Annotated in this window: 17 protein-coding genes; 13 read left to right on the plus strand and 4 right to left on the minus strand. The window is 42.6% G+C overall.

The features are described from left to right. The first annotated feature begins 26 nt into the window (after positions 1–26). The 6 genes from ppsA (at position 27) to RM347_RS29860 (ending at position 9,118) form a co-directional block, all read left to right on the plus strand. The gene (gene ppsA / locus RM347_RS29835) at positions 27–2,507 is read left to right on the plus strand and encodes a phosphoenolpyruvate synthase (protein WP_322718168.1); all 2,481 of its coding nucleotides are present in this window, start codon (positions 27–29) and stop codon (positions 2,505–2,507) included. Between the two features lie 102 nt (positions 2,508–2,609). After that, complete coding sequence (locus RM347_RS29840; RefSeq protein ID WP_322718169.1) at positions 2,610–3,191, plus strand: GNAT family N-acetyltransferase; 582 nt, start codon at positions 2,610–2,612, stop codon at positions 3,189–3,191. Positions 3,192–3,246: 55 nt separating this feature from the next. Then, the gene (locus RM347_RS29845) at positions 3,247–4,830 is read left to right on the plus strand and encodes a dolichyl-phosphate-mannose--protein mannosyltransferase (RefSeq protein WP_322718170.1); all 1,584 of its coding nucleotides are present in this window, start codon (positions 3,247–3,249) and stop codon (positions 4,828–4,830) included. Positions 4,831–5,143: 313 nt separating this feature from the next. Then, entirely contained in the window at positions 5,144–7,450 is a 2,307-nt protein-coding gene (locus tag RM347_RS29850; protein WP_322718171.1) for an ATP-binding protein, read from the plus strand. After that, positions 7,395–7,841 carry a response regulator gene (locus tag RM347_RS29855; protein WP_322718172.1) on the plus strand — a complete coding sequence of 149 codons (447 nt, stop codon included), beginning with the start codon at positions 7,395–7,397 and terminating at the stop codon, positions 7,839–7,841. The genes RM347_RS29850 and RM347_RS29855 overlap by 56 nt, the downstream gene beginning before the upstream one ends. Positions 7,842–7,954: 113 nt before the next feature. After that, positions 7,955–9,118, plus strand: a complete 1,164-nt coding sequence (locus RM347_RS29860) for a hybrid sensor histidine kinase/response regulator (RefSeq protein ID WP_322718173.1) — start codon at positions 7,955–7,957, stop codon at positions 9,116–9,118. A 59-nt stretch (positions 9,119–9,177) separates the two neighbouring features. Here RM347_RS29860 and trmB read toward each other — a convergent pair whose 3' ends face one another. Continuing rightward, a complete protein-coding gene (gene trmB / locus RM347_RS29865; protein ID WP_322718174.1) occupies positions 9,178–9,825 on the minus strand; it encodes a tRNA (guanosine(46)-N7)-methyltransferase TrmB in 648 nt (215 codons plus the stop codon). 574 nt (positions 9,826–10,399) lie between these two features. Between trmB and RM347_RS29870 the strand changes: the two genes are divergently transcribed. The 3 genes from RM347_RS29870 to RM347_RS29880 all read left to right on the plus strand — a co-directional run bounded on the left by RM347_RS29870 (position 10,400) and on the right by RM347_RS29880 (position 12,505). Beyond that, entirely contained in the window at positions 10,400–11,128 is a 729-nt protein-coding gene (locus RM347_RS29870; protein ID WP_322718176.1) for a MotA/TolQ/ExbB proton channel family protein, read from the plus strand. 42 nt (positions 11,129–11,170) lie between these two features. Then, positions 11,171–11,866 (plus strand): ExbD/TolR family protein, encoded by a 696-nt coding sequence (locus RM347_RS29875; RefSeq protein WP_322718177.1) that lies wholly within the window; start codon positions 11,171–11,173, stop codon positions 11,864–11,866. A gap of 276 nt (positions 11,867–12,142) precedes the next feature. After that, a complete protein-coding gene (locus tag RM347_RS29880) occupies positions 12,143–12,505 on the plus strand; it encodes a phage holin family protein (RefSeq protein ID WP_322718178.1) in 363 nt (120 codons plus the stop codon). Positions 12,506–12,630: 125 nt separating this feature from the next. Here RM347_RS29880 and psb29 read toward each other — a convergent pair whose 3' ends face one another. Continuing rightward, entirely contained in the window at positions 12,631–13,338 is a 708-nt protein-coding gene (gene psb29 / locus RM347_RS29885) for a photosystem II biogenesis protein Psp29 (protein WP_322718179.1), read from the minus strand. Positions 13,339–13,547: 209 nt separating this feature from the next. Between psb29 and RM347_RS29890 the strand changes: the two genes are divergently transcribed. Beyond that, on the plus strand, positions 13,548–14,144 hold the full coding sequence (locus RM347_RS29890; protein ID WP_322718180.1) for a chromophore lyase CpcT/CpeT: 597 nt from the start codon (positions 13,548–13,550) through the stop codon (positions 14,142–14,144). 79 nt (positions 14,145–14,223) lie between these two features. On the opposite strand, the gene RM347_RS29895 is transcribed toward RM347_RS29890, so the two are convergent. Together RM347_RS29895 and hemF are read right to left on the minus strand one after the other, a co-directional pair. Continuing rightward, positions 14,224–14,592, minus strand: coding sequence for an STAS domain-containing protein (locus RM347_RS29895; RefSeq protein ID WP_012411454.1), 369 nt, complete (start codon positions 14,590–14,592; stop codon positions 14,224–14,226). Positions 14,593–14,846: 254 nt separating this feature from the next. Next, entirely contained in the window at positions 14,847–15,890 is a 1,044-nt protein-coding gene (hemF, locus tag RM347_RS29900; protein ID WP_322718181.1) for an oxygen-dependent coproporphyrinogen oxidase, read from the minus strand. 451 nt (positions 15,891–16,341) lie between these two features. On the opposite strand from hemF, the gene RM347_RS29905 reads away from it, so the two are divergent. The 3 genes from RM347_RS29905 (at position 16,342) to rodA (ending at position 19,648) form a co-directional block, all read left to right on the plus strand. Then, entirely contained in the window at positions 16,342–16,866 is a 525-nt protein-coding gene (locus RM347_RS29905) for an SRPBCC family protein (RefSeq protein ID WP_322718182.1), read from the plus strand. A gap of 241 nt (positions 16,867–17,107) precedes the next feature. Beyond that, on the plus strand, positions 17,108–18,178 hold the full coding sequence (locus tag RM347_RS29910) for an Mrp/NBP35 family ATP-binding protein (RefSeq protein WP_322718183.1): 1,071 nt from the start codon (positions 17,108–17,110) through the stop codon (positions 18,176–18,178). Positions 18,179–18,334: 156 nt separating this feature from the next. Continuing rightward, positions 18,335–19,648 carry a rod shape-determining protein RodA gene (gene rodA, locus RM347_RS29915; protein WP_322718184.1) on the plus strand — a complete coding sequence of 438 codons (1,314 nt, stop codon included), beginning with the start codon at positions 18,335–18,337 and terminating at the stop codon, positions 19,646–19,648. Positions 19,649–19,691 lie beyond the last annotated feature (43 nt).

Genomic DNA, 19,691 nt, shown 5'->3' on the forward strand with positions numbered 1-19,691 from the left:
CAGTATAAACTTAAAAGGTAATATTTATGGCTACAGTATCTAAAAGCACTTTATCTCAATCTTCCCAAGAGCGATCGCTCATCTTGTGGTTTGATGAAGTTGGCATCGCTGATATCCCTGTAGTTGGTGGTAAAAATGCCTCACTGGGGGAAATGATTCAACAGCTAACGCCCAAAGGTATTAACGTTCCCACTGGATTCGCCACCACTGCTTACGCTTATCGTTATTTCATCAAATCAGCAGGTTTAGAGGTAAAGCTACGCAAACTCTTTGCTGACTTGGATGTTGAGGATGTCAAAAATTTACGAGAACGGGGAAAAAAAGCGCGATCGCTATTAATCCACACCCCATTTCCTTTAGAATTGCGGGAGGCGATCGCTAAAGCTTACCAGAGTCTTTGTGAAAGATACCATGCAGAGACAGATGTTGCAGTCCGTTCTAGCGCCACTGCTGAAGACTTACCTGATGCTAGTTTTGCCGGACAGCAGGAAACTTACCTCAACGTTGTCGGTGCTGAAGGAGTTTTAGCAGCTTGTCATAAATGCTTTGCTTCCCTATTTACCGATCGCGCCATTTCTTATCGCCACACCAAGGGATTTGATCATTTTAGCATTGCTCTGGCTGTGGGTGTGCAAAAAATGGTGCGCTCTGACTTAGCAACCTCTGGGGTAATGTTCTCCATTGACACAGAAACCGGTTTTAAGGATGCGGCATTAATTACAGCCGCCTACGGTTTAGGTGAAAACGTTGTTCAGGGGTCTGTAAATCCCGATGAATACTGTGTTTTTAAACCAACTTTAAAAGCTGGTTTTCGCCCGATTATCGATAAAAAATTGGGTAGTAAAGAACTGAAAATGATTTATGATGACGGTTCCAAATTTACAAAAAATGTTTCGGTTTCGGCCAGCGAAAGAGGCAAATTTGCCCTGAATGATGAAGAAATTTTACAACTAGCAAGTTGGGCGTGTTTAATTGAAGACCATTACTCCCAAGTCCACGGCATTTCCACACCAATGGATATCGAGTGGGCAAAAGATGGGATTACTAACCAACTTTTTATTGTGCAAGCGCGTCCCGAAACCGTCCAGTCGCAGAAGACGGGAAATGTGTTGCGGAGTTATCGCTTGGTACAGGGGAATAAGGAATGGGGAATAGGGAATGGGGAAAAATCTTCGCATTCCCCAATCCCTCTTGTCACGGGACGCGCAATTGGGGAAGCAATTAGTCAAGGGAAAGTACGCCTAATTTTAGATGTTCAGAAACTTGAACAGTTCCAAGTTGGGGAAGTTTTAGTAACAGAGAGAACTGACCCAGATTGGGAACCAATTATGAAACGTGCTAGTGCAATTGTCACCAACTCTGGGGGTCGCACATGTCACGCAGCAATCATTGCGCGAGAATTGGGTGTACCTGCGATCGTTGGATGTGGCAATGCTACAGAAATCTTGAAACCTGGTCAAGAGGTAACAATTTCTTGCGCTGAAGGGGAAGAGGGAAAAGTTTATCCAGGCTTATTACCTTTTGAAGTTAAAGAAGTTCCTTTAGAGAACTTACCCCGCACCCGCACTCAAATTTTAATGAATGTGGGTAATCCTCAAGAAGCACTAAGTCTATCTGCAATTCCCAACGATGGCGTAGGTTTAGCGCGGACAGAATTTATTATTGCTAACCAAATTCAAATTCATCCAATGGCATTGATTCACTATGACTTATTAAAAGATGAATTTGTCAAAACCAAAATTGCTGATATTACTTCACTTTACGATGAGAAACCACAATATTTTGTAGATAAATTAGCCCAAGGCATAGGTAGAATTGCAGCGGCATTTTATCCAAAACCAGTGATTGTCAGAACCTCAGATTTCAAAAGTAATGAATATGCCAATTTATTAGGTGGGCGACAGTTTGAACCCCATGAAGAAAACCCAATGCTGGGTTGGCGAGGAGCGGCACGTTACTATGATGAAGGCTACAGAGAAGCTTTTGCCCTAGAATGTCATGCTATCAAGCGGGTACGGGAAGAAATGGGTTTGACGAATGTGATCCCGATGATTCCTTTTTGTCGCACTCCCGATGAAGGACGTTTGGTTTTGGCAGAGATGGCAAAAAATGGTTTAAAACAGGGCGTTAACGACTTGCAAGTTTATGTGATGTGTGAGTTGCCTAATAATGTAATTATGGCTGAGGAGTTTGCTAAGGTATTTGATGGTTTCTCAATAGGTTCCAACGACCTAACTCAGTTGACACTGGGGATAGATAGGGATTCGGCGTTAGTGGCGCGGTTATTTGATGAGCGCAGTCAGGGTGTAAAGCGAATGGTAAAAATGGCCATAGAAGCAGCGAAAAAATGCGATCGCAAAATCGGCATTTGTGGGCAAGCACCTAGCGATTATCCAGAATTTGCTCAGTTTTTGGTTGAACAAGGAATTGACTCGATTAGTCTGAATCCAGATTCGGTTTTAAAGACGATGCTGGAAGTGGCAAAAGTCGAGAATACCGAGTCCTGAGTAAAAATATCCGTGGGATGGTTTGTAGTTGATTCAGCACTAGTACAATCAGCAGGAGTGATCTGTTGAAAAGCTATCGCTCCGATTTCAACCAAAAGCAAGATGACAAATCTTTTGGAAACTGAACGCTTGATCGTTCGTAGTTGGATACCCGAACGCGATGCCGAACAAGCCTTTGTAATTTACAGCGATCCTGAAGTTACGCACTTTCTTGGAAAAGCTTCTCGTGTCACGAGCGTTGAGTTACAGCATCAGCGCTTGATTGAAAACATTGAGCGATTGCACCGACGCAACAATGGTACTGGATCTTGGGCAATTGTCGAAAAGGAAACTACAACAATTGTGGGAACTATCCTTCTCAAACAATTGCCCGACAAAGATGGTTTACCCACTCAAGATTATGAGGTAGGCTGGCACTTGGGGCGAGCTTCTTGGGGTAAAGGGTATGCAACAGAAGCCGGACGAGTTATGCTCAACTACGGATTTAGTATTTTGAACTTACCAGTGATTTATGCCGTAGTGAAGCCAGAAAATCATGCTTCAATCCGTGTAACAGAACGGCTGGGTATGAAACCAATAGGGCGGACAAACAAGTATTACGGTATTGAACTACTCCTGTTCCAACTAGATGCACCTGAAGAGTGGAAAGGGAGCAGGGAGCAGGGAGCAGGGGCAAGGGAGTAGGAGAAGCAGGGGAAGAAAGAATAACTAATGTCCAATGACAAATGACTAATGACAAATGACTAAAAAGTGGTTCCGAATTGGGATGGTGAGTATATTTCTTCTCTCACTTGCCTTACGGTTTTGGGGACTAGAGCGATTCAACACTCTGGTGTTTGATGAAGTTTACTTTGCTAAATTCGGAAATAATTATCTTACGCATACGCCATTTTTTAATGCTCATCCGCCGCTGAGTCAATATATCATCGGCATCGGCATTTGGATTGGCAGTCACATTCCTTTTGGACACGATACGGTAAATGGGCTGACAGGTTCATTGCGATCGCCTTGGACTTATCGTTGGTTCAATGCCCTCACTGGCTCATTTATCCCTTTAGTTGTGGCTGCGATCGCTTATCAATTGAGTTATCGCCGTAGCTTTGCAATCCTTGCAGGTTTGTTCACAGCTTGTGATGGCATTTTTTTAGTTGAGTCTCGCTATGCTTTAAGCAATATTTATATCGTTATCTTTGGTTTGTTAGGGCACTGGTTTTTATTATTGGCATTAGATAACCAAAATCGGCGACGTTCTTTTTGGTTAGTTTTTGCTGGCATTGCTTTTGGTGCGTCAGTCGGTACTAAGTGGAATGGTTTATGGTTCCTGTCAGGTGCTTATCTCATCTGGATAGCAGCTTGGATAATTCATTTGATACATTCTTTTCTTAACTCCAAATTCTTTTTTGTACCTTCTTCATTGAAGGAGACAGGAGGCAGCAGGCAAGAGTCAGAAGCCAGGAGTCAGGAGTTAGCAGAGACGCGATTAATCGCGTCTGTACAAGAGTCAGGAGTTAGTACTTATTCTCCCCCATCCCCACCATCCCTCTCATCTCAGACACCACTACAAAACCTAACTCAGCTAAATATTTTTCACATACTATTTTATCTAGGAATTATCCCAGCTTTGATTTACAGCATCATCTGGATTCCTCACCTTCAACTAGATAAAACTTATGGGTTTATTGCAGTACATCAGCAAATTTTGAAGTTTCACTTACAGCTAGGTGGCAATAGTCCTAACGTGCATCCTTATTGTGCTGCCTGGTACAAATGGCCATTGATGACTCGACCAATGGCATATTATTATCAAACAGCTGAAAGTATCACCGAAGGGTTACCTGTGATGGGCCCGCCTTTGCCTGCCGGTGCTGGACAAGTTATTTATGATGTCCATGCAATGGGCAATCCATTTTTGTGGTGGTTTGGTGTCGCTGCTATGTTGTTTTTAGTAGGGATGCTGGTGTCACAAGCCGTAATTCCTTGGTTGAAAGAAAAGCGTTTTTCGGTGCCTGCAACTCTGAGTGTTGATACTTGGATTGGTTTATATTTAGTTATAAATTATGCTGCTAATTTATTACCTTGGGTGAAGGTAACGAGGTGCGTTTTTATCTACCACTATATGTGTGCAGTGGTGTTTGTATTTCTAGCGATCGCTTGGTTTGTCGATCAGTGCCTTCGCAGTTATTATCAACAACTCCGGGCGCTAGGTGTCACTATTACTTTTATCATTATGGTTGCTTTTATTTTCTGGATGCCCGTTTATTTGGGTTTACCCCTCTCTCCTAACGATTATAAGCTGCGAATGTGGTTCAACTCTTGGATTTGATTGAAGGGGCATGGAGCATTTGAAGAATAATAACTCCTAACTTCTTTCTAAACTTAACATAGCTACACAAATACAGAATTGTTTAATCACATGGTTTTCACATTTCTTATCGCTATGTAACTTTAACGACTGTTAGACTTTTCAAAGCGCAAGCAGATGAGACTAAGGCTGCAAAACGCAACACTAGGGCATGGGAAATTAGATACTAAGTAAAAATGATGGATGGAAAATTATAAAATTTTTTACGTTCATCATTCTGCATTATTATAGATACTCTAGTTTTGATGCTCCCGGACAACACAGGAGGATCGTCATGGAAATGAACTTACAATTGCCAGGTATTAATTTAATTAGCTTGAAAGAGGCATCGATTCATATTTCTAGCCAAATTCAGCCTCATGGTGTCCTGTTAGTCTTGGAGGAGCCTGAGCTAAAAATATTACAAGTTAGCACTAATACATTAAAGATTTTCGGAATTGCTCCCGAAAATATGTTACACAAAAAACTAGAAGATTTACTTGATCCCTTTCAAATAGAGAGAATTAAAACAGGGCTATCCGGGCAAAATCTTGATTTCATCAATCCCACCAAAGTTTGGGTGCGAAAAAAAGGCGATGACTATATAGTATTTGATGCAGTATTTCACCGCAATACAGAAGGATTTTTAGTTCTGGAGTTAGAACCTGCTCTTACTCAGGAAAATATTCCATTTTTAAGCTTTTATCATCTAGCTAGAGCCTCTATAAATCAACTAGAAAAAACAGCAAATCTACGGGACTTTTGTCAAGTTATCGTTCAAGAAGTTCGGAAAATAACGGAATTTGACAGGGTTATGCTATATAAATTCGATGATGATGGGCATGGTTCCGTTGTCGCTGAAGAAAAACTAGAAAGCTTAGAACCATACTTAGGGCTGCATTACCCAGAGTCAGATATTCCTAAACCAGCGAGAAAATTATTTGCTGCCAATTCGATCAGAATCATCCCGGATTCTTATTCTCAGCCAGTAAAACTTTTTCCTATTAATAATCCAATTAGCGATCGCCCGATTAATTTAACCAACTCTATTCTCAGAAGTGCGGCTCCCTGTCATACAGAGTACTTGCATAATATGGGTGTTGGTGCCTCGCTGACTATCTCTTTAATTAAAGACCAAAAACTCTGGGGACTAATTGCTTGTCATCATCAATCCCCTAAATATGTTTCCTACGAATTGCGTAAAGCTTGCGAATTTTTGGGACGAGTAATATTTGCAGAAATCTCAGCTAGAGAAGAAACCCAAGACTACTATCACCGGATAAATCTGACACACCTTCAATCAGTCTTGATTGAATACATGTCTCAAGAAGAAAACTTCATTGATGGTTTAGTTAAAAACCCGCAGTATCTTTTAGATTTGGCTAGCGCTCAAGGTGCAGCTGTGTGTTTTGGGGGAAATTGCACGGTAGTTGGTGAAACACCTAGAGAAGAAGACCTAAATTTTTTAGTCCAATGGCTAAAGAATAATGTTGAGGAAGAAGTATTCTATACAGATTCTCTACCACACATTTATCCAGATGCCGAAGGTTTTAAAAATGTCGCCAGTGGTTTGTTAGCTATTCCTATCGCCAAGCGGAATTATGTTTTGTGGTTCCGACCGGAAGTAATTCAAACTGTAAATTGGGGTGGCGATCCTAATAAGGCGTTTGAAGTTAGCCAGTCAGAAGGAAATGTCCGCCTGTGTCCACGCAAATCATTTGAACTGTGGAAAGAAACAGTTCGCTTAACATCTTTACCTTGGAAAGATGTAGAAGTTAAAGCAGCATTGGAACTGCGGAAAGCAATTGTAAATATTGTATTGCGTCAAGCCGATGAACTAGCCCAGTTAGCGCAGGATTTAGAACGTTCTAACGCCGAACTGAAAAAGTTTGCCTACGTCGCCTCCCATGACTTGCAAGAACCACTCAATCAAGTCGTGAATTACGTGCAGCTGTTAGAGATGCGGTATAGCGAAGAACTTGACGAAGATGCTCAGGAGTTTATCAGTTACGCTGTGCAGGGAGTTAGCCTGATGCAGACGTTGATTGATGACGTGCTGGCATACTCGAAAGTGGATATGCAGGCGATCGCATTTCAAATGACTGAGGTAGAGACAGCCTTAAATCGAGGGTTGGGCAATTTGCGTCAACGCATTAATGAAACTGGAGCTACTATCACTCACGACCCCTTACCAACCGTAATGGCTGACAGCACCCAAATGATGCAGCTATTCCAGAACCTCATCGGTAACGCGATTAAGTTCCACAGCGATCAGCCGCCACAAATCCATGTGGGAGCAGAAAGAATAGAAGATGCATGGCTGTTCTCAGTTCGGGATAATGGAATTGGCTTTGATCCACAATTTAGCGATCGCATTTTCGTCATTTTTCAGCGCTTACATACGCGGGATGAATATACTGGTACAGGTATGGGTTTAGCCATCTGTAAGAAGATTGTCGAATGTCACCGAGGACGAATCTGGGTAGAGTCAGAACTGGGTGAAGGCGCAACCTTCTTCTTTACGATTCCAGTTGGAGGACGCGAACTTGAGCGTAGAAACGGGAGAAAAACACAAAACCATCTTTTTGGTCGAGGACAATAAAGCTGACATTCGCTTAATCCAAGAAGCGTTGAAAAATAGTTCAGTGCCCTACCAAGTGGTAACGGTCAGGGATGGCATAGATGCTATGGCTTATTTACGCCAAGAAGGTGAATATGCTGATGTACCGCGCCCTGACCTGATTCTGCTGGATTTGAACTTGCCTAAAAAAGATGGTCGAGAAGTGCTGGCGGAAATAAAAGCCGACCCAGTACTAAAACGTATTCCAGTTGTTGTGCTAACAACCTCAAAAAATGAGGATGACATTTTTCACAGCTATAATTTACATGTAAATTGCTACATCACTAAATCCCGTAATCTCAACCAATTATTCCAAATCGTCAAAAGTATTGAAGATTTTTGGCTCTGTACTGTGACGCTACCATCGGAGTGAGGCAGGGGGTAGGGGAGACAAGGGGACAAATGACAAATGACAAATGACAAATGACAAATGACAAATGACAAATGACAAGATAGAGGAGCAATAGGGGGTGAAACCCGAAGATTATGGTTGTGAGCTACTCAGTAAAAATCTTGTTAATTGAAGATAACCTAGCTTCTGCTAGGTTGTTACAAGAGTTTCTGACGCAAGCCCAGTCCCAAGAGTTTACTCTGGTTCATGTGAAGCGATTGGGGGAAGCACTTCAGGAACTAAGTCAGTGTAATTATGATGTTATTTTATTAGATTTAACTCTACCTGACAGTCAGGGATTGTCATCTTTACCTCCTCTGATTGGTCAAGCGCCAAGCATACCGATTGTTGTCCTAACCAATACTAATGACGAAGAACTGGCAATTGAAGCAGTGCGCCAGGGGGCACAAGATTATCTAGTCAAGCGCCAGGTAAATGTAGATGTGTTGGTTCGCTCTTTGCGTTATGCGATCGAGCGCAAGCAGGTTTTAGAATCACTACGCACAGTCAATGAAACGTTACAAATTCGGGTTGAAGAACGAACTGCTGAACTGGTGAAAGCCAATGAACTCAACCAGTTCAAATCTGAATTTGTCTCGATGCTTTCCCATGACATCCGCAATCCCCTAAATACTATTCTCTTGGCTGCTGGTTTGCTACAAAACCAAGATGAAAGATTGACCAAAGAGAAAAAACTGAATCATTTGCAAATGATTCGCTCGGCGATCAAAAACATGGCAAAGCTATTGGATGAAGTTACATTCATCGGGAAAGCTGATTCTGGTAGGCTGGGGTATGAACTCATCTGCTTAGATTTAGAAGCTTTTTGCCGTCAAATGGTCGAAGAAGTTCGATTAATGGCAAGTGATAAGCATCTGACTTTAGTGTTCGCCAGTTGTGGCCAATTAGACGAAGCATTATGGGATGAAAGCTTGCTGCGGCACATTTTGGGCAATTTACTGAGCAATGCGATTAAGTATTCACTACCGGGCGGTATAGTGCGTTTTGAATTAATTAGTCAGGAAAAAACAGTAATTTTCCGAATTCAAGATTGGGGAATTGGCATTCCTAAAGAAGGACAAAAGCGACTGTTTCAGCCTTTCCGACGTGCCGACAATGTTGGAACCATTCCAGGTACTGGCTTGGGACTAGCGATCGCTAAAAAGTGTGTCGATGCACACGGAGGTGAGATTATAGTCAATAGCCAAGTTGGAGTAGGTACAACCTTTACCGTCACCCTTCCTCTACTCGAAGAATAAAAATTGTCCCAAATATCTTTTTATTATCAAGGAAGAATTGCAAATATCTTGGTGCGTATCTACTCTTCACTCTTCACCCTTTTAAATAAAGCCCGATAAACAGGTTCACCCTTTTTTTGAGTACCTATTTCCCTTTCTGTTGGAACTGGTAGAGGGTTTTCAACCAACCATTTTCCTGTACCAATTTTCTCAAAAGCTGGATTTTCAGCAAAGCGATCGCGCATTTCCACGGCGATAAATTCCATATCTGATTGCAGAAATATAACCCCCCCAACCGCAAGATAACTGGCTAACTCCGCCACTAGTTCTGGTTGCACTACACGGCGTTTAGCATGGCGGGTTTTAAACCAAGGATCGGGAAATTGAATTGTAACGCGCTGTAAACTTCCTGGCGGCAGGGAAGATAAAAGCGATCGCACTGAATTATTCACATTGCAAAATAAGTAGTGCAAGTTTGTTAAAGCCAATTCAGAACGTAACTTATTCGCCTCCACCACCAGCGGTTCCCGAATTTCTAAGCCGAGAAAATTCCAGTTGGGTTCTATCTTGGCCATATTCAACAAGAACTGTCCCTTAGCACAGCCAATATCTAGATGTAGTGGTTGATTTGGCTTTGCATAAATTTTTTCCCAGTCAAGGGGACTTGCTGGTGTTTGATACTTTTTACCAAGTGGATTAACATGCTGGCGGACTCGGACTGCTGCCAAAATTTGTTCTCCTTTACGTGAAAATATCCTGTGGTAAAGCTCCAGCTTACAAGGAAGTTTAGCAAAAGTATGCCAAAAATTATCGTGTCAGCCTCCACTGTTAGAGCTATGGTTGATTAACTTGTGGCACTACAACAACTTTAAAACAACAAACTAATTGACCATAAGACAAATTACTTGTCACAATAATTACTAAGCCATAAACACTTGTATTGTCTGGTTGTGGTGACTTTATTGGCAAGGAGAACCAAATTTTGTCATTTCTTTACCACCAAACCTGTAAGCAAAGGAATAGGCATGGCCATGGCAATCAGCTATCAAATTAGCACCGAAAAACATGGTAGCAAATTGGAATATTTTTCTCCTTTTGCTGAAAAAAGTGAGTATATCATTCAATTGCCCTACTCAGCAGCAAGTTTATAGAGCAGTCTAAGTCAAATATGCGATGCTTACACTGTATTCTTTTAGGTTATCGAGAAATTTATATTTTGGAAGTCCCTCATTTTGCATTAATCTCTAAAATTAAAATGCTTTAGCACATTTGCTCTAGTCATGGAGGGAGGAAACTTAAAAAGTGGATATTTTAGATTTGTTTTATAAGGGTGGGCCAGCGATGTGGCCTTTGCTTGTGCTGTCGATTCTGGCTTTGAGTGTAATTTTCGAGCGTCTGTGGTTCTGGTTGCGAATTTTGACTCAGGAAAAGCAAATAGTCGATCGCATCCTGGATGCTGCTCAGGATAATTGGCAAGTAGCTGCGGACATTGCAAGACAAGCAAGCCATCAGCCTGTTGGGCGTTTTCTCTACGCCCCTTTACGTTTAGCGAAAAATGATGCGGAAACCTTTCGACTAGCACTGGAGGCTACGGCCGAAGATGAATTAGCTGGGATGCGACGGGGCGAAAAACTTTTAGAAGCCGTGATTGCCCTAGCGCCACTGCTAGGATTATTGGGTACAGTTTTGGGTCTAATCCACTCTTTGCGATCAATTCGGATTGGCGATTTGGGAACTGAATCTACTGCTGGGGTGACTACTGGTATTGGTGAATCCTTAATTAGTACGGCCACTGGGCTAATAGTTGCCATCATTAGTTTGGTATTTTACCGTCTATTTCAAAGTTTTGTAGTCAACCAAGTGAAAGTTTTTCGGAAGGCAGGGAATGAGATGGAATTGCTCTATCGCCAGTCACCCCCTGACTTTAGTAATAGTACATCAGCAATTGTGCGGGAAAATTTTACTCCACCCCGCAAGCCAGGAAAGACTAGGTTGCCTGAACCTCCTGAACCCCCGAATACACCTAATTAATAGTCAAGAATTCAACCCCCGAACCAGGCTTTAGAGTGAGACATGAAAGTTAATCTACATACTCCAATTGAAGAAGTCCAAATTCAAATCATCCCTTTAATTGATGTTGTTTTTTGTATCCTGACGTTTTTTTTATTAGCGGCTTTACAATTTACACGACAACAGGCAATAAATGTTGATTTGCCTAAAGCCAGTGCCACTACAGTATCTGGAATAACATCGCAGAGTGGCAGTCTGATTGTCACTATCGATGCCGTTGGCAATACTTACATAGAAAAGCAACTTGTAAAACGGGAAGATTTGGGACAGCGGTTAAAACAGTATCTCCAAGCAAACCCTAGTGCCGTTGTGGTGCTGAATGCTTCGCGGACAGCAACTTACAATGATGTGATTGAGACATTGGACTTGCTACGGCAAGTAGGGGGCGATCGCGTGTCTTTGGGAATTATTCCTGGCCCATCTCAATCACCCACAAACTTACCAAACCAGCCTGCTGTCCCCTCTTTCCCAATAAATCCTGGCGCTGCACCAGTTCCAGGTATCAATCCCGAAGGGAATCTTACCCCTAAATTTCCCTTAGCACCTAATTCCGTACCCTTACCCACGGAAACTGGTCAACCTCAAACGGGGCAAGGCATTAGTCCTATTAATCCTAGTTTTTCTCCCTTGGTTCCTAACTCACCAGCCCCTCAAGCGCCTGTAGTACCCAAACAAATCCAACCTACTCTTAAAAGATGAGATAGAGGCGGGGGGCACAAGAGGCAGAGGGACGGGGGGCAGAGGGGAAAACTTTTTTTTCTCCCTTCCTACCTGCTCCCTGCTCCCTGCTCCCTGCTCGTTGCTCTCTACTCCCCCTTCAAGCTTTTTCCAATCCTAAAGATATCTAAAATAAAATTCGGTTAGAGAAAAATTTCCTGCTAATTTATAGATAATTGGTTGAGCTTTAAAGATTTTTACACCGATAAACTGAAGTAATTTATCACCAATTGCCATTCACGTTTCAGGGGTTGTGGCATGAATATTGTGACGCTTTTAATTGTTTGGCTAGTAACAGCTATCAGCTTGTTGATAATTAGTAAATTGCCTCTAGGAGTTGAAATTGACACCCCTGGTAAAGCCTTCCTTTCTGCCGCAGTGCTTGGTATCGTGACGGCAATAGTCAGACCGATTTTAAGCCTTGTTTTTGCAGTCCCAAACTTACTTACTTTGGACTTGTTATCCGGCATTTTTACATTTATGATTGCCGTGGTTTGTTTTAGTATTGCTGCTTGGTTAGTAGAGGGCTTTCGCTTACGTTACGGGATTTGGAGTGCTGTTATTGGAGCATTTTCGCTGACTATAATTAACAGCTTAATCTACAAACTATTGGGCGTATAAAGTTAAGAGTTAGGAGCGATCAGTTATTAGTAACTCCAAACTATCCCAATTTTAGATTTTTAATTTTGGATTAAAGTAAAAATCTAAAATCTAAAATCTAAAATTGAATGACTCCTAACTCCTAACTATTCGTTGGAACTTGGGGGAGCAACTGTGGTAGTTGATTGTTGTTTACGTTGCTCCCGTTTTTTGCGATCGGCTGAGAGCATATCTGCCATCACCACCAGTGCTTGCGCCATTTTGTCCAGGTTAGAACGGTATAACTCTAAATCCTTGTTGAGTTTGTCATCGGACAGGTGCAAACCAGCAGCGATCGCTTTCAGCGCCTCAGTGAGTTGCTTTTCGTCTTTGACTAATTCGGGATCTGACTGTTCTAATAACGAAAATACACCAATTGCAAACAATCGGTTGTATTTAAAGTTAGGATTGCTGGCGATCGCTTGCAATTGTGCTTGCAAGTCAGCATCTCGATCTAAATAAGTAGTTTGACCTAGCCACCCAATTAAATCTTTGACTGGCAAACCTTTAGCTACAGCTTGCAATCTCTGGGCATCCTGCCGATATTGTTGCGGATCTTTTTCTATAGCCTGACATAGGGCGTTAAAAATTGATTCTTGATCCCGTTCTGGTTGATAGCCTTGCATGAAGCGGTCAAAAGTAGTGACGACGCCCAAGGCATAAATTGGATTGTAGCTAAAATCGATATTTACTGACAGCAGATGCATTTCCACCATCAATTCTTCTACTACCCGACGATAAATAGTGTTGATCGGACGGGTGTGAAGATTGTAGAAAGTTCGCTTTGTATCAGAGACAGTACGGACGTTATTCACAAAGAAAAAAGAAATATTAAGGGCGACGTATCTTTATTTTCTCGCTTAAAGGCTACTTTGCCAAGTTGAGCTTTTGGCTGATGACGGTTTCATTTACAATATAGACAAATCTGAAGTGTTTTATCAGCTAGTAGCCACACGGGATAAGACCCTTTACCCTAAAAAACTAGCCAAAAACTATCACCCTTAATGATTCGTTTATCGCATTTATGAACATCTCGCCACAGTTAATTGCTTTAGGTGAGTACCTAGCTGGTGAATTTGATAATCGGGAACAAGCCATAGCAGAACCAGTTTGGTATGTTCACCTTTGCCTGTGGCAAAGACCAGTTAATCTGTTCACAGAAGATAGCATCACCTTGTTTGCAGAACAGGCTAGCGTGATTAACCTAGCTCAACCTTACCGCCAGCGAATTATGCGGTTGCGTCACGGGAGCAACTCTGACACATCTATCGAAGTACAATACTATATGCCCCAAGATCCAGGCGCACTAAAAGGTGCAGGTCATAACCCTGCTCTACTGAACACACTGACACCCGATCAATTAGATTTACTACCAGGTTGTATCCTAACAGTTACTCAGGAAACACTAGCCCCCGAGCGCTATAAGTTTACTGCTACCCCACTACCAGACACTCGTTGCAGCTTTACTTATCTTGGCAATAGCATTAATGTTTCCTTGGGTTTTGAAGCTACAGCGTTAGAATTTCACAGCTACGACAAAGGAATTGATCCAGCAACTGGAAAAGCAACTTGGGGAGCGATTATGGGGCCTTATCGCTACACCAAGCAAAACCAGTATTAAATAAGATAGAATTATGAGTCATGAGTTATGAGTTATTGAATTATGAATTAACTCCTCACTCTTAACTCTTAACTCTTTTTTAGCTGGCAATACTACGAGGCACACCTTCTAAAGCTTCTTCTTCTGTTTCAAAGATTTCAAAAACAGTATCCATCATCGTCACTTCAAACACGAGTTTGGCTTCTGGATGTACATTGCAGATGCGAAAACTGCCCTTGACCTTATCAGCATCACGCATTCCAGCGACCAAAGACGTGAGACCAGAACTATCGATAAAATTGACCTGAGCCAGATTTACAACTACATGGCGGCTGAGTTTGGAAATACATTCCTGTAACTTCAAGCGAAATTGCCAAGCAGTGGTGATATCGAGGCGACCTGCTGGTGTCAGGACAATAACGGTGTTTCCGTCTTGGGTTGTATAAGTTTTTTGGTCTATATGAATCACTAAAGCCCTCCCCGTGGCATTCCTATTAAGATTAACCAGTTACAGAATTTTCTAATGCTGTCACTTGAGATTAACAAGCTATAGCTAAAATTGTCACCTTTTTCTGCTAAGTGCTTACCTTTAGTAGTTTAACTCACCAAAATAATGCTGAGTAGCAATTTAAAGAGGGAGTAGAGAGTGGGGAGTGGGGATTAGGGACTGATAACTAGGGACTGCGATATCTTTGCTAATACCCAATCCCCAATCCCCAGTTCCTATTTAGGTGGTGTCCAGTTGATCCAATCTTGAGGCTTAAGGAAGGTTTCATACAACTCGGCTTCGGGGGAATTGGGTTCCGGTTGATAGCCATATTCCCAGCGCACTAAGGGAGGTAGGGACATAAGAATTGATTCGGTACGTCCGTTGGTTTGCAGACCAAAAATGGTGCCTCGGTCATAAACCAAATTAAATTCTACATATCGTCCCCGGCGGTAGAGTTGAAAATTCCGTTGGCGATCGCCATACTCTATCCCATGTCGACGTTCTACAATTGGTACGTAGGCTGGTAAAAATGCTCTGCCACAGCCTTGCACAAAGGCAAACAAGTCTTCCCAATTGCGGGTTGCTGGTGTTCCCACCTGATTGCTATAAATAGCTGCTTCCCCATCGGGATTTGGCCCGCGATATAAAGCACCCTGACCATCTTGGTAATCAAAAAACAGACCACCCACACCCCGTGTCTCGTCACGATGTTTGAGGTAGAAATATTCATCACACCACTTCTTAAACACTGGGTAATACTCTGGGTGGTGTTGGTCGCAAGCCTGCTTTAATGTTTTGTGTAAATGTGCCGCATCTTCAGCAAAAGGGTAATAAGGTGTCAAGTCAATACCGCCACCAAACCACCATACGGGCCCCGCTTCAAAGTAGCGATAATTTAAATGAACTGTGGGCACGTAAGGATTACGAGGATGTAATACCATTGAAGTGCCTGTGGCATAAAAGCCGTGCCCTGCTGCTTCCGGGCGTTGGGCCAAAATTGAGGCTGGCAAATGGGAACCCCAAACTTCAGAAAAATTTACACCTGCTTGTTCAAATATTGCACCTTCGCGCAGTACGCGCGATCGCCCTCCACCCCCTTCTGGGCGTTCCCAACTATCTTCATGAAACTTAGCCACACCATCTAGTTTTGCCAATGATTCGGTAATTTCGTCTTGCAGTTGTTTCATAAACTGACTGACTCTAGTCTGAGCGTCAGTTGCTGGCAAAGACTTAGATGATTCTGCTGCTACAGTTGGTGTTTGCGAGTTGGTCAACATAGATTCCCGAACCTAAATTACAATTTCCAGAAAGCCACAAATTTCTTATCTTAAAATTTGGGGGAAACACGCGCCAACAATCAAGCTCTATTTGCCCAACCCGCTTTTTCTTACTGGTTAAGCATTTATACGATTGATGGGCATCACTAGAGTTATTTTCCCTCAAATGCGTATAGGCTTATATATTATATTGACTGAGTTTTTTTTGAAATTTTTAATTAGAATATTCTGGAATAAACATTAAACTTTACTCGTAACCTTTAAGTATCAAGGGTTTTACTCGTCTGCTCAAAACTTATTTGCTATATTATTATGTTGCTGTTGGCATCTTTGCCGAATCGAGGCTTGCTATGTTTAGGGCATTTTTGAGAAAGTTTTAATTTAGGATCTGAGCGTAGTTGCCTACAATACCAGAGTTACCAGAAAGTGTCTAGCGAGGAGGATTAGGAAAATGCAAGATTGGTTATCCAAATTCATCCACCGCAAACGTCGTCGGTTTTGCGCTTCTCTGGTGCGGACGTATCGAGAGATTAGTTTTGCTTCTGTAGATGAACTGTGGCAAAAAGTTGCTGACTTAACGGATGTTTCCTGGCATCCACTACTTAAAAGTACTAACGTACCCTACGGATTAGTACCAAAACCAGGATTGATTTTTCATGCTGTAACACGCTTTTCGCCGATTCCCATCCGGATTTTTGTAGAGCGCGTCAATCATAGAGAAATGCTGAGTATCCGAGTGCTGGCGATTCCTGGGATAGAGGAACGGGTGACTTATCAAGTAGAGTCAACAGTTTGTGGTACTTGTTTGTCTTATTCTGTAACGCTACGTGGATGGCTATCGCCCCTGATTTGGTCTTTATCCCGTCCTTACGCAGACCGCGTAGCACGGTCTTTAGTAGAGGCAGTAGAAAAGACGGCATTGTCAACGGTATCTGGTAAGAAAAAATCCCTTAATGACAGTTGTTTTGATTTTTAGGTATGGGGGAGTTGGGATTGGGGACTAGGGGAGACGAGGGGACAAAGAGAATAAACAATGCTCCATGCCCAAAGAAAGTTAAGATTCTATTAGGTAATAATCTAATTTGCTAAGTCTTGTTACGGCAGTAATAGTGAAAACACTAAGCTGACTTTACTTAAGAAAGCATCCACTTAATAGCTTAAGATGTTCGCCACAATTCGCCACAAGTGTAATTATTCATTTTAAATTTTGAATTTTTATGTACGATGTCCTCGATTCCCACTCTGTCTTAGAAGTTTTGCGACCAGTAGAAGACCCAGAACTCCGCAAAAGTCTGGTAGAACTAAATATGATTCGCAACGTCACAATTGACGGTGGTAAGGTTAGTTTCACTTTAGTGTTAACTACTCCTGCCTGTCCTTTACGTGAATTTATTGTCGAAGACTGTCAGAAAGCTGTCGAAAAACTCCCAGGTGTTACAGATGTCAGCATAGAAGTGACGGCAGAAACACCGCAACAAAAAAGTTTGCCCGACCGCACTGGCATTTCTGGGGTGAAAAATATCATTGCTGTTTCCAGCGGCAAAGGTGGTGTCGGTAAAAGTACGGTGGCGGTGAATGTAGCAGTGGCTCTAGCTCAAACTGGGGCGAAAGTCGGCTTGCTAGATGCTGATATTTACGGTCCCAATGACCCCACCATGCTGGGTCTAGCTGATGCCCAGATTGTAGTGCGTTCGACTGAGACAGGTGATATTCTGGAACCTGCATTTAATCATGGCGTCAAATTAGTTTCAATGGGCTTTTTGATTGACCGAGATCAACCAGTAATTTGGCGGGGGCCTATGCTCAATGGTGTAATTCGCCAGTTTCTCTATCAAGTGCAATGGGGAGAACTGGATTATTTGATTGTAGATATGCCACCGGGAACGGGAGATGCTCAGTTAACTTTAACCCAAGCAGTGCCGATGGCAGGGGCAGTCATTGTCACCACACCGCAAAACGTAGCCCTGTTAGATTCTCGCAAGGGATTGCGGATGTTCCAGCAAATGAATGTCCCAGTATTGGGGATCGTGGAAAATATGAGCTATTTTATCCCGCCCGATCAACCAGATAAGCAGTATGACATATTTGGTTCTGGTGGAGGCTCGAAAACAGCCGCAGAATTGGGAGTGCCACTTTTGGGGTGCGTACCACTAGAGATTTCCGCGCGAGTTGGTGGTGACAGTGGTGTGCCAATAGTTGTTGGCGATCCAGATTCAGCTTCGGCAAAAGCATTAACAGCGATCGCTCTTGCTATTGCTGGTAAAGTATCAGTTGCTGCTTTGACATAGTTAATTTTAATTTCTATCTACTTCTTGGGCTATAGCTTGGGAATACTAGGAATTGGGTATGGGGACTGGAGATTAGGGAATAGGGACTAGAGAAAAGTTTTTTTAATGCCCAATACCCAACAATTAAATCTAAAAGCTAAAGTCTAAACTGGCACAATGTTGTTAAAACGATCGCTCCCCAAAATTCGCTGGAAGTCTTGGGTCAAGCCCTGGCAGTATGTAGATTGGCTACTATTTTGTTTGCCGATTGCTGTAAGTATCTTTGGTGGGATCATGATCCTCAGCACGGAACTGAAGCAGCCAGTAACTGACTGGTGGTGGCACTGGATGGTAGCGGGTATCGGCGTGCTTATAGCCCTGTTTTTAGCTCGCACCCGTTATGAACTCTTGATGCAATGGCACTGGGTAACATACACACTCACGAACTTCAGCTTAATCGCCGTGATGATTGCTGGTACTAGCGCCAAAGGGGCACAGCGGTGGATTAGTATCGCAGGGTTTAACGTGCAACCCTCAGAATTTGCCAAAGTCGGCATGATCATCACCTTAGCAGCTTTGCTACACAGACGCACTGCTTCTAGCCTCAAAGGTGTTTTCCGCGTTCTGGCAATCACTGCTATACCTTGGGGACTGGTATTTTTACAGCCAGATTTAGCAACATCACTGGTATTTGGTGCGATCGTCTTAGGAATGCTTTACTGGGCAAATGCTAACCCAGGCTGGTTAATTCTGATGATTTCTCCTGTAGTTGCCGCCATTTTGTTTAGTATATCTTGGCCTTTATCAGAGCCGATAGTTTTATTCAAAGAACTATCTTTTGGCCCATTAGGGCTAATTTGGTCAGTTGCGATGGCTATTGTGGGCTGGCAAACTCTTCCCTGGCGTCGATTTGGTTTAGGTGCTATCGGTGCGTGGACTCTCAATATACTGGGTGGTGAATTAGGAGTCTTCGCCTGGAACCATATTTTGAAAGAGTATCAAAAAGACCGGCTAACTGTATTCATGAACCCCGATCACGATCCACTTGGTGCTGGGTATCACTTAATCCAATCTCGCATTGCTATTGGTGCTGGTGAAATTTGGGGATGGGGTCTGTTTAAGGGGCCAATGACGCAACTGAATTTCGTGCCTGAACAGCATACAGACTTTATTTTCTCGGCGGTGGGAGAAGAATTCGGTTTTGTTGGTTGTTTGGTAGTACTGTTTGTCTTCTGCTTAATTTGCTTGCGTCTACTGCATGTTGCCCAAACCGCCAAAGATAACTTTGGTTCTTTGTTGGCTATTGGCGTTTTGTCGATGATTGTGTTTCAGCTGATTGTGAACATTGGCATGACTGTTGGTTTAGCGCCTGTGGCAGGAATTCCCCTACCTTGGATGAGTTATGGGCGTTCTGCTATGCTGACCAACTTCATTTCCTTGGGAATAGTAGAATCGGTAGCAAATTTTCGACAAAGACAGAAGTATTATTGATTCGTCATTTGTCATTGGTTATTAGTCATTTGCACTTCCCCAA

This window comes from Nostoc sp. ChiQUE02 (genome assembly GCF_034531305.2).
In the GTDB taxonomy this organism is placed as follows: domain Bacteria; phylum Cyanobacteriota; class Cyanobacteriia; order Cyanobacteriales; family Nostocaceae; genus Nostoc.

Excerpts from the sequence above, each read along its gene's own strand:
- RM347_RS29840 (WP_322718169.1), top strand. The coding sequence starts at position 2,610 with ATGACAAATCTTTTGGAAACTGAACGCTTGATCGTTCGTAGTTGGATA.
- ppsA (WP_322718168.1), top strand. The coding sequence starts at position 27 with ATGGCTACAGTATCTAAAAGCACTTTATCTCAATCTTCCCAAGAGCGA.
- RM347_RS29845 (WP_322718170.1), top strand. The coding sequence starts at position 3,247 with ATGACTAAAAAGTGGTTCCGAATTGGGATGGTGAGTATATTTCTTCTC.
- RM347_RS29880 (WP_322718178.1), top strand. The coding sequence starts at position 12,143 with ATGAATATTGTGACGCTTTTAATTGTTTGGCTAGTAACAGCTATCAGC.
- RM347_RS29905 (WP_322718182.1), top strand. The coding sequence starts at position 16,342 with ATGCAAGATTGGTTATCCAAATTCATCCACCGCAAACGTCGTCGGTTT.
- hemF (WP_322718181.1), bottom strand. The coding sequence starts at position 15,890 with ATGTTGACCAACTCGCAAACACCAACTGTAGCAGCAGAATCATCTAAG.
- RM347_RS29910 (WP_322718183.1), top strand. The coding sequence starts at position 17,108 with ATGTACGATGTCCTCGATTCCCACTCTGTCTTAGAAGTTTTGCGACCA.
- RM347_RS29860 (WP_322718173.1), top strand. The coding sequence starts at position 7,955 with ATGGTTGTGAGCTACTCAGTAAAAATCTTGTTAATTGAAGATAACCTA.
- rodA (WP_322718184.1), top strand. The coding sequence starts at position 18,335 with ATGTTGTTAAAACGATCGCTCCCCAAAATTCGCTGGAAGTCTTGGGTC.
- RM347_RS29875 (WP_322718177.1), top strand. The coding sequence starts at position 11,171 with ATGAAAGTTAATCTACATACTCCAATTGAAGAAGTCCAAATTCAAATC.
- RM347_RS29890 (WP_322718180.1), top strand. The coding sequence starts at position 13,548 with ATGAACATCTCGCCACAGTTAATTGCTTTAGGTGAGTACCTAGCTGGT.
- RM347_RS29850 (WP_322718171.1), top strand. The coding sequence starts at position 5,144 with ATGGAAATGAACTTACAATTGCCAGGTATTAATTTAATTAGCTTGAAA.